Here is a 13,947-nt window from a genome sequence, read left to right on the forward strand (position 1 = left end):
GGCTACGGCGACTTCAGCTTCGGCCATCAGGTGATATGGCTACGCCTGTTCGCTGCCATGTTGATGTTCAGCGGAGCGACCACCATCGCTTTGCTGGTCGCGTTCATCGCGGACGTGCTGCTCTCGCAGCGCTTCGTCCTGGCTGCCGCCCGCCCGCGCGCGCGCCACCTGCGCAACCACATCATCGTCGTCGGGCTGAGCGAGCTCGGGATCCGCGTCGTCACCGATCTAGTCGCCACCGGACACGACGTCGCGGTGATCGAACGCGACGAGGAGAACCGCTTTGTGTCCGTGGTACGCGAACTTGACGTGCCGGTGATCTTCGGGGACGCGACGCTGCTCCAGACGCTGGAATCAGCGCGGGTGGACCGCGCCCGCGCTGTAGCGGTGGTGACCCGCGACGACATGATCAATATCGAGACCGGGATCATCCTGGCCGAAATGCTGGGACCACGAGTGCTGCCCGAGATCAACCGGCGGGCCGAGGTACCGCTTGTACTGCGCGTTTACGACCGCGCGCTGGGCTTCGCGGTCGCCCAGCGGTTCGGGTTCGACAACGTCCGGTCCGCCGTCGAGCTGGCCGCGCCCTGGTTCATTGGCGCCGCGAGTGGCTTGGAGGTTCTCGGGACGTTTTCGGTCGGGCAGAGTTCCTTCATGGTCGGCGCAATGCGGGTGGCGCCCGGCAGCGAACTCGACGGGCTCCAGATGTCCGAATTGTCCAGCGAAACCCGCGTTATCGCGTTCACTCGGCAGGACGCAGCCGTAGAGCTGCGCCCACGCCGGGACGACCGGCTTTGCGCAGGCGACACGGTCTACCTCGTCGGCCCTTACCGGGAATTGCTTGCCACCTTGCGCAGGGGGCTGCCTCCGCGGCAACCCGCAACCGACGAGGAACGCCTCGGCGACAACCACGAGGCTCAAGCCCTAACCGTCAACGTCAGCCGCCAAGCAAAGGCCGGTTGAGCACTGCGCTGGCGCGAACTCCACCCGCGCAGTCGAACGGGTCAGACCTGGGCTGGCTTGCGTTGACAGCTAACTCACAGGAGTGGGGTTTTAGAATCGGGTCCAACTGCAGGCCGGGCCGGCGGACCAGGGGGAAGCAGGTGTCGCACCACGACCCGACCTGATGCGATGCTGACGAATCGGTGAACCTGAGAAATACGGGTGATTAATCTGAGAAATACGAGTGATAACTACCACAGACGGCCGTTAAGAACACGTCAACGAATTGAACAGTTTCGGTAAAGAACCGATAATGAGATTGCCTGACGGCCGAGACAGTGTGCTGGTAGGCATCCTAAACCAGAACCTGACTCCAGAAATTTGGTGATTTACCCGGCCATTATCGGAAAGGGAAAGCGATGTTTTCTGGGACCGATGAGCCCGAATGTCCGCAGCGGCGGCGGGTGATCTTGTCGAACACCGTCGCCGCGGTGACGCCCGTGGCGCTCCCAGCCTGCGCAGAGGACGCGCCGAGACGGGAAGCAACAAAAGCCGTAACGCATGCCACCATTCACGCGATAGCCAATGGCGCGGCCCCAGTCGGGCGCGCGCCATTGTCGGCCGCCACACAAACCAGTGGCGAGACGAAAGGCGCCACCGACTGGGCCAACTCGATCGCAGTGCACTAGAGGGGTTGCTTAGCAATGGATTTCGGGATTTATCCACCAGAGATCAACTCCGGTCGAATGTATGGTGGGGCCGGGTCGGGACCGATGGTCGCCGCCGCAGAAGCCTGGCAAGGATTGGCCGCCGAACTGCATTCGGCGGCCAACTCGTATCAATCGGTGGTCTCGGGATTGACCGCAGGGTCGTGGTCGGGACCGTCGTCGGCGTCGATGGCTGCGGCCGCCGGGTCCTACTCCGCGTGGCTGACCGCCACCGCCACACAGGCCGAGGAAACGGCCGCCCAAGCCAAAGCCGCAGTCGCCGCTTACCAGGCGGCGTTTACGTCGACAGTGCCGCCAACGATGGTCGCCGCCAACCGCAGTCGGCTGACGACGCTGGTGGCGACGAACCTGTTCGGCCGCAACACGCAGGCGATCGCGGCCAACGAGGCGCAATACGGTGAGATGTGGGCCCAGGACGCCGCGGCGATGTACGGCTACGCGGCTTCATCGGCATCCGCGACAACGCTGACACCGTTCAACCCACCACAGCAGAACACCAACCCGAGCGGGTCGGCCGGCCAGGCAGCCGCGGTCAGCCAAGCCACCGGCACGTCGGCCGGCAATGTTCAGAGCACCGTGTCGTCGATTCAACAAGCGTTCTCCGCGGTACCCAACGCGCTGACGAGCGCGGCAACGTCGGCTCAGTCGACTCCCCTGGACACGCTCGACCTGATCAGCGACCTGATCTCGATTTTCCTTGACCTGCCCGCCGACCTGGCCAGCATCTTTATCTCCGTACCGCTGGGCACTCTAGGGATCGTGTCCCTTCCGTTCGACATCGGCGGTTATGGCACCGGTGTCCACACCGATGACATCATCAGCGGCTGGAATGGGGAACAGCCCTGGCCGGACACCGGGCCCGCGCCCGTGAAACCGTTCCCGGCGCCGCTGCTTAACTTGCGCGCGGGCACGCTGCCGCCGCCCAGCCTTTCGGCAGGATTGGGCGAGGCCAACACGGTCGGAGCATTGTCTGTGCCGCCGTCGTGGACCGTCGCCACACCGGCGGTACGCCCCATCTCGTACACGTTGCCGGCGCTACCGCAAACCACCGTCAGCGCCACCGCCGGGGGGGCTGCGGAAGGCGGTTCAGGAACCACGCTCAGTGAGATGGCAGTAGCGGGTCTGGCCGGGCGAGCCATGGCCGGCACCGTAGGCACCGGCGTCAGCCGGGGTGCCGGGAAGACGCCCAAAGGCGCAAACGCGGCGGCGCGCACCGGGTCAGCGGCGACCACCAAAGACAGTGCGGCAACCGCTGATAAAGACGCAGCGCCGCAAGACAAACCTCGGGCCGTCGTCACCGGAGTCGCGGCCGAGTTACGCGAGTTCGCCAAGCTCCGCGACGAGGGAATTCTGACCGACGAGGAATACACCGAGCAGAAGAACCGCCTGCTCGGTCGCTGAAACGCCCGTCGCGGCGCGGTGGAAGCGCCGGTTGTCTGGAAGAGGAATGCGCAGCAATGGATTTCGGGATCTATCCGCCGGAGATCAACTCCGGCCGGATGTATGCCGGTCCGGGATCGGGGCCGATGATGGCCGCTGCGCAAGCCTGGGGCAGCTTGGCTGACGAGCTGTATACCGCGGCCGGCGGATATCAGTCGGTGGTCTCGGAGCTGACATCTGGGGCGTGGTCGGGTCCGTCGTCCGCGGCGATGGGTGCAGCGGCCGGGGCCTATGTGGAATGGCTGAGCGCCACCGCTGCGCAGGCCGAGGAGACCGCCGCCCAAGCCAGGGCGGCGGCGGCCGGTTACGAGGCGGCGTTTGCGATGACGGTGCCTCCGCCGGAGATCGCCGCCAACCGCGGCCTGTTGGCGGTGCTGGTGGCGACGAACTTCCTAGGTATCAATACACCGGCGATCGCGGCCACCGAGGCGCAGTATGCCGAGATGTGGGCCCAGGACGCGGTAGCGATGTATGGCTACGCGGGTTCGTCGGCAGCAGCGACGGCGCTCACCCCGTTTACCTCACCACACCAGAACACCGATCCGGGCGGGACGGCCAGCCAAGCTGCCGCGGTCAGCCAAGCAACTGGCACCTCCGCCGGCAATGCGCAAAGCATCGTATCGAATGTCCCACAGACGTTGTCCGCGGTGCCGGACGCGCTGCAGAGCCTTTCAACGTCGGCACAGTCGACTTCCCTCTCGGACTTCCTGGACGCGTTGAGCAACTTGATAAATATCTTTGCCAGCGTACCAAGCAGTTTGAGTAGCATTCCGGACGTCGGGTTGGGACTCCTGGCGACCGTGGATCTTCCGTACGGGATTGGAGGCTATCTCGCGGGTTACAACACCGATGAGCTCATCAGTGGTTGGAACGGAGAGGTGGGCTGGCCCGACACTGGGCCGGCGCCGTTACAGAATTTCCCGCCGCCCCTCACGAACCTGCCCCCAGGCACGGTGCCGGTGTCGGCGGGTCTGGGCCAGGCCAACACGATCGGAGGATTGTCGGTACCGGCGAACTGGACTGTCGCTGCGCCCGAAATACGTTCTATCGCAAAGGTTTCGCCGATCACCAACGCCGGCCCCGCTGCGGCACCTTTGGAGGACTCGGCGAACACGTTCAACCAAATGGGATTAGCCGGTATGAGTGGGCAAGCCATGGCTGGCCCGCCGGCCGCCGGCGACAGCCAGGAAACCGGCAAGCCGGTGACCCATGCGCGGCTGACAGCCCGCGGTCCAGGCGCCGCGAGTGACGGTGAGGCCGAAGCGACGCCCGCGCCGCGGACGGTCGTCACCGGAGTCGCCGCAGCTGTACGCGAGATCGCCAAGCACCGCGACGAGGGACGTCTGACCGAGGAAGAGTACAACGAGCAGAAGAAGCGGCTGCTCGAAATCTCTGTCAGACACCGCCCGTTCGGATGAGCAGCCGCTAGAACGTCACGGATCAGTCGGCGATCGAGAGCGCGATGCCGTCCAGGATGTCATGCTCGCTGACCGTCAACGCGTCGATGCCGGCGCGCTCGCGCAGCGCGAACGCCAATTCCTCGATCACGATTGCACCGCCGGCGATGACATCGGCCCGTCCAGCGTGCATCGGCCCGAGCGCAGCGCGCTGCGCGCGAGACATGCCGATCAACCCGTCACACACCGCGAGCAGCCGGTCCATGCCGACCCGCGAAAGATGAATGGCCGCAGAGTCATAGCTCGTCATGTCCTGGCAGAGCGCTGCTATCGTCGTCATCGTGCCGGCCACGCCCACCCAGGTGCGGGCTTGTTCGACGGGAAGAACGCGCAGCGCCTCGCCGAGTCGTTCGCGAACCACCTCGCGGGCAGCTGCCACCTCGGCAGCTGTCGGCGGATCCGAGTGCAGGCAGCGCTCGGTCAGCCGCACGCAGCCGATGTCGGCCGAGAAGCTCGCCGCCACCGCGTCCACCCCGAGCACGATCTCGGTCGACCCGCCGCCCAGGTCGACGATCACGAAAGGAGCTGCAGTGGAGTCTAATTCGCTCACCGCCCCGCGAAACGACAGTTCGGCCTCCTCGGCTCCGGTGATCACCTCGGCGACCGAGCCGTCAACCACGGCGCCCAGCACATCGGCCGTCATCGCGAAGAAGACGTCGCGATTACCGGCGTCGCGCGCGGCCGACGTTGCGACCATGCGGATCCGGTCAACGTCATTCGCCGCGCACACGGCGGCGTAGTCGACCAGCGCGACGCGGGTGCGCTGCAACGCATCCGGTGCGAACCGACCAGTTGCGTCGACACCCTGACCGAGCCGCACGATACGCATCTCGCGGTGCACGTCGCTCAGCCGACCAGTATGCGCGTCAGCGATCAGCAACCGAATCGAGTTGGTACCACAGTCAATTGCCGCCACCCGGATCATACGCGCCGCGCGTGTCATGTCCACTGCTCCGGCAACAAGATTCCGGCCATCGACGGCTCGGCTGCCAACACCGCCAGCGCCTCGTCGCCGAGCGGGTTCGTTCCCCGGCCCTTCGCCAGCGAGTGCGCGATCAGCACGTGCAGGCACTTGACCCGGTCCGGCATGCCACCGGCGGAAAACGAGGTCCCCAACGGGTCGATGGCATCCCGCTCGGCCAGATATGACTCGTGGGCCCGCCGGTAGGCGGCGGCCAGTTCGGGGTCGCACCGCAGCCGTTGCGACATCTCTCGCATCATCCCCGACGACTCCAGCCTGCTCGCCGCAGCGGTGAGCGCCGGGTGCGTCAGGTAATACAACGTCGGAAATCGTGCGCCGTCAGGCAGTTTCGGCGCCGTCTTCACCACGCCGGGTTCACCGTTGGGGCACCGGTAGGCGATCTGGAGCACTCCACGCGGCTCGCGGCCGAGCTGGCGCGCCACGGCGTCGAGATCGGCACGATCAGCCACCCGGTGGCGGCGGATTCGGCGGGGCGGGTGTCGCCGCCGGCGGCGGCGCGGGTGCCTGCGGAGCGGCGGTTGGCGGGCCGTGCGGGGCGTCGGCGATGGTGTGCCACAGCGACGTGTACCACGGGTCGGTGCTGGCCGCGGGCATCGGCTCGCTCCCCGGCCGTGCGGGCAGGGCCGCCGACGGGGGAAGTTGGACCTGGTACGGGACGTCGCCCGGCTTCACGAAGCCCAGACGCTCGCGGGCTTGCGCCGCAATGTAAGCCGGGTCCGCGAGCTTGACCTTCTGCTGCTGCAGATCGCCGATCTGCTGCCGCAGAGCGGCTTCGGAGGCGGCGAGCTGTTTCATCTCAGTACGCTCCGCGAAATAGGTGCGGACCGGGCCGGCGATGGTGAGCGTCAGCACGCAGACAACCGCCGCCAGGATCGCAGCCCTCCGCGCGGTCAGGCCAAGCCGTTGGTCGGACCGTTGCTCGGCTGATTCGACGATCGCACGTTTGATGGGTTCCACGGCCTCCGGCTGGGCACGGGATGCATTCGGGCCGCGACGGGCTGCCGGAGATTTACGCGGCCGGCCCTGTTCCGAATCACCGGCCCGACTCGGGCGCGAGGCAGGTGAGCGCCGCTTCGGTTCTGGCCGTTTCGATTCGGGCATAGTTCCTGCCGCTATTTGGCTTCCGGCGCGTATCGGGGGAATGCCAGATCGCCGGCGTAGCGGGCGGCGTCGCCGAGCGCTTCTTCGATGCGAAGCAGCTGGTTGTACTTCGCCACTCGTTCGCTGCGCGCCGGCGCGCCGCTCTTGATCTGCCCGCAGCCGATGGCGACCGCGAGGTCAGCGATCGTCGTGTCCTCCGTCTCGCCGCTGCGGTGGCTCATCATCGTGCGGTATCCGCTGTGGTGAGCCAGCACGACCGCGTCGAGCGTCTCGGTCAACGTCCCGATCTGGTTCACCTTGACCAGCAAGGCATTTGCCACACCCCGTTCGATGCCCTCCTCGAGCCGCTCGGGATTGGTGACAAAGATGTCGTCGCCGACGATTTGCACCCGCTCGCCGATCGATGCCGTAAGGGCCACCCAACCATCCCAATCATCTTCGAACAGCGGGTCTTCGAGAGACACCAGCGGATAGGAGCCGAGCAGATCGGTGTAGAACTCTGTCATCTGCTCAGCGGTGCGGGACTTGCCCTCGAAGGTGTAACCATTGGCGTCGTTGTGGAACTCGTTAGCCGCCGCGTCAATGGCCAACGCCACGTCGTCGCCGAGCCTGAAACCCGCGGACTCGATGGCCAGGCTGATCACGTCGAGCGCCGCCTTGGTGCCGGGCACATCGGGGGCGAAGCCGCCTTCGTCACCGAGGCCGGTCGACAGCCCTTCCTTTTTCAGTGCCGCCTTGAGTGCGTGGTAGACCTCCGCACCCCAGCGCAGCGCCTCGGCGAAGCTCGGCGCCCCGATCGGGGCCACCATGAACTCCTGGATGTCGACGGCGGTATCGGCGTGCGCGCCGCCGTTGAGGATGTTCATCATCGGTACCGGCAGGATGTGCGCGTTGGGGCCGCCGAGGTAGCGGAACAGCGGCAACTCGGCGGAATCGGCGGCCGCCTTGCTGACCGCCAGAGATACCCCGAGGATGGCGTTGGCGCCCAACCTGGACTTGTCCGGGGTGCCGTCGAGGTCCAGCAGCGCCTGGTCGACCAGCCGCTGATCGTCGGCGTTGAGTCCGATAATGGCCGGAGCGATTTCGTCGAGCACGGCCTGCACAGCCTTCTTCACCCCCTTGCCGCCATACCGTTCGCCGCCATCACGCAGCTCGACGGCCTCATGCTCGCCGGTCGACGCACCGGAGGGCACCGCGGCCCGGGCAAAAGTCCCGTCGATCAGGGCGACCTCGACCTCGACCGTCGGATTTCCGCGCGAATCGAGGATCTCGCGGGCTCCGACCTGCTCAATAATCGGCACTGGGTTCTCCTTGCGTCGTCAGGGCTACGGACTTCCTCGATTTTCTCAGGGGTTTCCGCGACTGCCACCAGTAGCCTAGAGCCTGGGTCAGAGCGAGTGACCCGCCGCATAGGCGGTACCCCAGTCGCGCACGGCACGGGCATACACGTCGGAGTTGTTGTAAGCACCCAGCGCCGCCATCCACCCTCGGGGTGTGGCGAGATCCTTTCCACGCCAACATAAATAGCCCGCAGCCGACAACGCGGCGTCATCGATGTTGTCCACGCTGATCACGCCGTCGTTGTTCGCGTCCACCCCGTATTCCCGCCAGGTCTCCGGGATGAACTGCATCGGCCCCATGGCCCGCACGGCGTTGGAGTCATCGCCCATACCGCCCGCCTCGCTGTCGATGATGCGCACGGTGCCATTGGTCCCGTCGAGCACCACACCCCTGATCGGGGGACGCACGTCTCCGTTGGGATACAACGTGGCCCCGCGATAGGTACCGTGATGGCTCTCCACCTGGCCGATACCGGCCAGCGTCGTCCATGCAATGTGGCAGCCCGGGTTTTCCACCTCGGCGACCCGCGCGGCGTAAGCGTAGGCCTCCAGCGCGGTGATGGGGATTTTCAGCGCCGGAGCATGTGCGGCCGCCCAGCCATGCAGCTGATCGGCCGGGCGGCCTTTGGCGTGGGTGTCGACCGGCGGCACCGGAGCGCCGGCGGGTGGGGGTACACCCTTCGGAATGTAGGGGCCTAGCTGCCAGGTACAACTCGATGCCAACAGCAGCGCCGCCGCACCTACAACGGCGAACGCCCGCAGCCAACGGACTGGCGACACAACACTCCCCTACACACGCTTACCCGACCATGGTCCCACGGGAATCGAGTAGGTCAGCCAACTGTCGGCGCGGGCTGTGCTGCAGACCGCAGTTGTCCAGCGACGATGATGCACGCCACACCGCATTCGACCGGGCGATTTGGACCCTTGCCGGGCGTGTCGAGAGGTTCCAGAGACGGCGGGTTGACCGGCTCGCCGATCTACTCTGGTTCGCTGGGCTGATCGCCCTGTTCGTCGCCCGGCGACTGGTCGGGAGCTTCGCCGGCGGCAGAGGCGGCCTCGGCCGCCAAATCTTGCGCAGGCTCGTCGTGCCGGGGCTCGACGTCCGATTCAGCAGCGCCTTCCCGCTGGGCAGCCTCGCCCTCCGTCTCGTCAACACCGTCTTCTGTCTCGTTGACGACGTCCTGGGACTCGGCTTCCGGCTCCTCGAGCTCGTCTACCTCGTCTACCTCGTCCGGGTCGGCCAATACCTCGACGGCAGGCAGCCAGTACGCGCGCCACTCCTCCTCGGTGATCGCGCCGACCGGAGCGACATCCAGCTCTGCGGGGACATCCTCTCCACGGCGGTCAGCGGCGATCGCCTGCTCGGCGCCCCGTACGTTGTCGATGAATTCTAAAACTGCTGTGCGCAAAGCATTTTCAGCATCGACGTCAGCTGTCACCGTGATCGACGTGATTTCCGACGGGATCAGGTCCGCCGGTAACCCTGCCCGGGTGACGCGCTGAATCACCTTATGCGCCAACGCCAACGCCGGCTGAGCGGTCGGCACATCGTCCATCACCGAGTTCCGGGCCTTCGCCTGCTTCTCTAAAGCTTTGCGCTCCTCCCATTGAGCCAACTGCTCATCGAGCGAAATCGCCTCTCCGGCAAGAACTCCCGGAGCACGATTGCCTAGTTTGCGCAACAGCGCATCGGCGACATCGTCGATGGTGAACGGATGCTGCGGCGCGTCCTCGGCGATGCGGGCGTGGAATAGCACCTGCAGCAACACGTCGCCGAGTTCTTCTCGCAACGCATCGGCATCGCCGCTGCGGACCGCGTCGAAGACCTCGTAAGTCTCTTCCAACAGGAACCGGCGCAACGAGTCGTGAGTCTGCTCACTTTCCCACGGTCCAGCGGTTCGCAGCTTGTCCATCATCGCGACCGCGTCCACCAGTCGCTCCCCCGGCTGCTGGTCGGGTGCGGAGATCAGCCGTTCGCCGGCAGCCAGTCGCGCCGTGACCGACGGGTGTTCGGGATCCGAGGACAACAGCACCGGAGCGTCCTCCCCGGTGTGCGCAGGACGCGCCGCCGGCAGCGTCCAGGGCACCGCGACCGGCATCTCCTCGGTGTATTGCACCTCACCGGTGAGCAGCTCGATGGCTTCCACGGGAACCAACGACGGGCGGCGGGGATCGACCAAGACGACAGTCACGAGCGCCACTCGCCGCCGCAAACGCCGGGATCTTCGTCATCGGCGCGAGTCATGGCGCCACTCCTCAACCCCGGCTACGCCGGGATCTTCGTCATTGGCGCAAGTCATCGCGCTTGTCGCTCCTGTCTCGACATATCAATCTGGCCCGATTCTCCCGGTTTCCCGTCCAGCGCCGATACCAAATCGGCAACCATTTGCACCAATTCAAGATCACGAATTCGGGGCGCGCCGACGCCACCGGCACGTGGAATCGGGACCTGCACTGTCGCCGTCGTGGCACGGTAGCGCGCACCCGGATACATCCGCGCCAGTCGCACCTGGACGGAGTCCGGCAGTGTGATCGGCGCCAGCCGCACCGTGGCCGCGGATGCCGCCGACACTTCGGTGACGCCGGCGGCGCGGCAAAGCAGCCGAAGTCGTGCCACGGCCACCAACCGCTGGGCGGTTTCGGGCAGCGTGCCGTAGCGGTCGGTCAGCTCCTCGACCACAGCATCGACTTCGCTGTCGTTGGACGCCGCGGCCAGCCGCCGGTAGCCCTCCAGCCGTAGCCGGTCGCTGGGGATGTAGTCCGGCGGCAGGTGCGCATCGACCGGCAGGTCGATCCGCACGTCTTTGGGCTCCTCGACAGTGGTGACGGTCTTCCCGTCGGCCGCGGCACGGTAAGCCTCGACCGCCTCACCCACCAGTCGGACATACAGATCAAAACCCACCCCGGCGACGTGTCCGGACTGCTCGACGCCCAGCACATTGCCGGCGCCGCGAATCTCCAAATCCTTCATCGCCACCGCCATGCCGGCGCCCAACTCGTTGTTCTGTGCGATCGTCGCCAGCCGGTCGTAGGCGGTCTCGGTCAGCGGGGCGTGTTGCGGATAAAGGAAATAGGCATAACCACGTTCGCGACTACGGCCCACCCGACCACGCAGCTGGTGCAGCTGCGCCAGCCCGAAGGTGTCGGCGCGCTCAACGATCAGGGTGTTGGCGTTGGAGATGTCCAGGCCGGTCTCGACGATCGTGGTGCACACCAGGATGTCGGATTCGCGGTTCCAAAATCCTTCCACGGTGGTTTCCAGCAGATCCTCGGGCATTTGTCCATGCGCGACGACGACCTTGGCCTCCGGCACCAGTTCTCGCACCCGCGCTGCGGCCTGGTCGATCGAGCTGACCCGGTTGTGCACGTAGAAAGCTTGTCCGTCGCGCAGCAGTTCTCTGCGCAGCGCCGCGGCGACTTGCTTGTCATCATGCGGCCCGACGTAGGTCAGCACCGGGTAACGCTCTTCCGGCGGGGTCAGGATCGTCGACATCTCGCGAATCCCGGCCAAACTCATTTCCAGCGTGCGCGGAATCGGGGTGGCGCTCATCGTCAGCACGTCGACGTGAGTGCGCAGCGACTTGATGTGCTCTTTGTGCTCGACGCCGAAGCGTTGTTCCTCGTCGACAACCACCAGGCCGAGGTCCTTCCACCGCACACCGGTCTGCAACAGCCGATGGGTGCCGATCACGATGTCCACCGAACCGTCGGCCAGGCCGTCGATCGCGGCGCGGGATTCGGCTGCGTCGGTGAACCGGGACAGGCCTTTGATCCTGACCGGGAAGCCGGTCATCCGTTCGGCGAAGGTCTGCAGATGCTGATCGGCCAGCAGCGTGGTGGGCACGAGGACCGCGACCTGCTTGCCGTCCTGAACCGCCTTGAACGCCGCTCGGACCGCGATCTCGGTCTTGCCGTAGCCGACATCACCGCAGATCACCCGGTCAATCGGCACCGGTTTTTCCATATCCGCCTTGACCTCGGTGATCGCGGTGAGCTGGTCCACGGTTTCGGTGAAGCCGAAGGCGTCCTCCATTTCGGCCTGCCATGGGGTATCCGGCCCGAACGCGTGACCCGCGGAGGCCTGCCGCTTGGCGTACAGCGACACCAGCTCGCCGGCGATCTCCCTGACGGCTTTGCGAGCCTTCGTCTTGGTGTTGGTCCAGTCGCTGCCGCCGAGCCGGCTCAGCGCCGGCGCCTGCCCACCGACATATCGCGACAGCTGGTCCAGCGAATCCATTGGCACATAGAGCTTGTCGGTTTCGTTGTGGCCGCGTTTGCTCGACGCGTACTCCAGCACCAGATACTCGCGCAGGGCCCCACCGACGGTGCGCTCCGTCATCTCCACGAATCGTCCGATGCCGTGCTGGTCGTGAACAACCAAGTCGCCTGCGGTCAAAGCCAGCGGGTCGACGGTGTTGCGGCGTTTAGCGGCCAGGCGTTTGCCGTCGGTGGCAGTCACCCGGTTACCGGTCAGATCGGTCTCGGTGATGATCACCAGCGACGCGCCCGGAAAAACAACGCCGTTGTGCAGCGGCCCTTTCAGCACCCCGACCACGCCGGCCTTGGGTTCCGCTCCGGGCTCCAACATCGTTGCCGGCGTGTCGGATTCGGCCAACTGCTCGACCACGCGGTGCGCGGTCCCGGTCCCGGGCGCAACGACGGCAGCGACCCCGCCAGTCGAGACGTGCGCACGTAGCATCGCGAAGATGTCGTCGATGTCGCGCTGATGGCCCCGAGCCGACGGCGCGGTCCGGATGTCCAGCTCGACGGCCGACTCGTCGGAAAGCTGGCTGAGCGTCCACCACGGGTGGCCGGACTGCCGGGTGGCGGTCCGCACCTCGTCGAGTTGGCGGAATCCCGATCCGCCGAGCTGCTCGACGTCGATCGGCGAATCGCCGCCCAACGCGGCCACCGACCAGGAGGCCTCGAGGAACTCGCGGCCGGTCTTGATCAGGTCAGCCGCGCGGGTGCGGACCTTTTCCGGGTCGCAGACCAGCACCGGCGTGCCGTCGGCCAGTTGATCGGTCAGCAGGCACAGGTCGTCGGGCCGCAGCACCGGCAGCAGCGCCTCCATGCCGTCGACCGGGATGCCCTCGGCGAGTTTGGCCAGCATGTCGGCAACACTGCCGGTGACACCGTGCTCGGGCGGCGGCTGCCGCCCGGCCAGCTCAGCCGCGCGGGCCCGCACCTCGTCGGTCAGCAACACCTCCCGGCAGGCGACCGCGACCAGGGTGTCGACGCTGATCTCGGGAATCGACCGCTGGTCGGCCACCGAGAACATCCGCATCTCGGTGACCTCGTCACCCCAGAACTCCACCCGCACCGGGTGCTCGGCGGTCGGGGCGAAAATGTCCAGGATGCCGCCGCGGACGGCGAACTCACCGCGCCGGCCCACCATGTCCACCCGGGTGTAGGCCGACTCGACCAGCCGCGCAATGACCCCTTCGAATCCACCGTCGGTCCCAGTGTCCTGGCCGACAGCCAGGTCGACGGGTTCCAGCAAGCCCAGCCGCGGGGCCATCGGCTGCAGCAGCGAGCGGACCGCGGTGACCACTACCCGCAACGGGGGACCCAGCCGGGCGTCGTCGGGGTGGGCCAGCCGCCGCAGCAGCATCAGTCGGCCGCCGACGGTGTCGACACCCGGTGAGAGCCGCTCGTGGGGCAGCGTCTCCCAGGACGGAAACACCGCGACGGAGTCGCCGAAGACACCGCGCAGCTCCGCGGACAGGTCGTCGGCCTCGCGGCCGGTGGCGGTGACCACCAGCAGCGGCCCCTGGCGGGCCAGCGCGCTGGTGACGAAAAGCCGCGAGCTGGCCGGGCCGACCAGCGCCAATTCGTCGGGTCGATCGGCAGCCAGCTCGATGAGTCGCTGCAGCGTCGGCGCGCGCAACGCCAACTCCACCAGCCCCGCGATCGGGGTAACTACGCATTCCGGCCCCGGTGCGGTCATGATG

9 protein-coding genes and 1 pseudogene are annotated in these 13,947 nt (G+C 66.5%); 3 read left to right on the forward strand and 7 right to left on the reverse strand.

Annotated features, from left to right (window positions below):
• The 3 genes from ACLQI9_RS32970 to ACLQI9_RS32980 form a co-directional block, all read left to right on the forward strand.
• The coding region (locus ACLQI9_RS32970; protein WP_442392885.1) for a potassium channel family protein at positions 1-963 on the forward strand (963 nt) is incomplete at its 5' end.
• A 683-nt stretch (positions 964-1,646) separates the two neighbouring features.
• Positions 1,647-3,071 (forward strand): PPE family protein, SVP subgroup, encoded by a 1,425-nt coding sequence (locus ACLQI9_RS32975; RefSeq protein ID WP_442392887.1) that lies wholly within the window; start codon positions 1,647-1,649, stop codon positions 3,069-3,071.
• 56 nt (positions 3,072-3,127) lie between these two features.
• On the forward strand, positions 3,128-4,528 hold the full coding sequence (locus ACLQI9_RS32980; RefSeq protein ID WP_442378289.1) for a PPE family protein, SVP subgroup: 1,401 nt from the start codon (positions 3,128-3,130) through the stop codon (positions 4,526-4,528).
• A gap of 22 nt (positions 4,529-4,550) precedes the next feature.
• Here the strand turns inward: ACLQI9_RS32980 and ACLQI9_RS32985 are convergent, their stop codons facing one another.
• The 7 genes and pseudogenes from ACLQI9_RS32985 to mfd all read right to left on the reverse strand — a co-directional run bounded on the left by ACLQI9_RS32985 (position 4,551) and on the right by mfd (position 13,943).
• Positions 4,551-5,492: a Ppx/GppA phosphatase family protein gene (locus ACLQI9_RS32985; RefSeq protein WP_442378295.1), complete on the reverse strand. Its 942-nt coding sequence runs from the start codon at positions 5,490-5,492 to the stop codon at positions 4,551-4,553.
• Positions 5,493-5,506: 14 nt separating this feature from the next.
• Positions 5,507-5,998 carry a DUF501 domain-containing protein gene (locus ACLQI9_RS32990; protein WP_442378290.1) on the reverse strand — a complete coding sequence of 164 codons (492 nt, stop codon included), beginning with the start codon at positions 5,996-5,998 and terminating at the stop codon, positions 5,507-5,509.
• Positions 5,991-6,650 (reverse strand): FtsB family cell division protein, encoded by a 660-nt coding sequence (locus tag ACLQI9_RS32995; protein WP_442378291.1) that lies wholly within the window; start codon positions 6,648-6,650, stop codon positions 5,991-5,993. The genes ACLQI9_RS32990 and ACLQI9_RS32995 overlap by 8 nt, the downstream gene beginning before the upstream one ends.
• 11 nt (positions 6,651-6,661) lie before the next feature.
• Positions 6,662-7,951: a phosphopyruvate hydratase gene (eno, locus tag ACLQI9_RS33000; protein WP_442378292.1), complete on the reverse strand. Its 1,290-nt coding sequence runs from the start codon at positions 7,949-7,951 to the stop codon at positions 6,662-6,664.
• Between the two features lie 87 nt (positions 7,952-8,038).
• Positions 8,039-8,770, reverse strand: coding sequence for a lytic transglycosylase domain-containing protein (locus ACLQI9_RS33005; protein WP_442378293.1), 732 nt, complete (start codon positions 8,768-8,770; stop codon positions 8,039-8,041).
• 473 nt (positions 8,771-9,243) lie between these two features.
• A pseudogene (locus ACLQI9_RS33010) lies at positions 9,244-10,185 on the reverse strand (nucleoside triphosphate pyrophosphohydrolase); the annotation flags it as partial.
• 104 nt (positions 10,186-10,289) lie between these two features.
• On the reverse strand, positions 10,290-13,943 hold the full coding sequence (mfd, locus tag ACLQI9_RS33015) for a transcription-repair coupling factor (protein ID WP_442392889.1): 3,654 nt from the start codon (positions 13,941-13,943) through the stop codon (positions 10,290-10,292).
• Between the last annotated feature and the right edge of the window lie 4 nt (positions 13,944-13,947).

It is taken from the genome of Mycobacterium sp., from assembly GCF_052143115.1.
In the GTDB taxonomy this organism is placed as follows: Bacteria; Actinomycetota; Actinomycetes; order Mycobacteriales; family Mycobacteriaceae; genus Mycobacterium.

Coding starts and splice junctions, on each gene's coding strand:
- ACLQI9_RS32985 (WP_442378295.1), bottom strand. CDS start 5,492: ATGATCCGGGTGGCGGCAATTGACTGTGGTACCAACTCGATTCGGTTG.
- ACLQI9_RS32980 (WP_442378289.1), top strand. CDS start 3,128: ATGGATTTCGGGATCTATCCGCCGGAGATCAACTCCGGCCGGATGTAT.
- ACLQI9_RS32975 (WP_442392887.1), top strand. CDS start 1,647: ATGGATTTCGGGATTTATCCACCAGAGATCAACTCCGGTCGAATGTAT.
- mfd (WP_442392889.1), bottom strand. CDS start 13,943: ATGACCGCACCGGGGCCGGAATGCGTAGTTACCCCGATCGCGGGGCTG.
- ACLQI9_RS32995 (WP_442378291.1), bottom strand. CDS start 6,650: ATGCCCGAATCGAAACGGCCAGAACCGAAGCGGCGCTCACCTGCCTCG.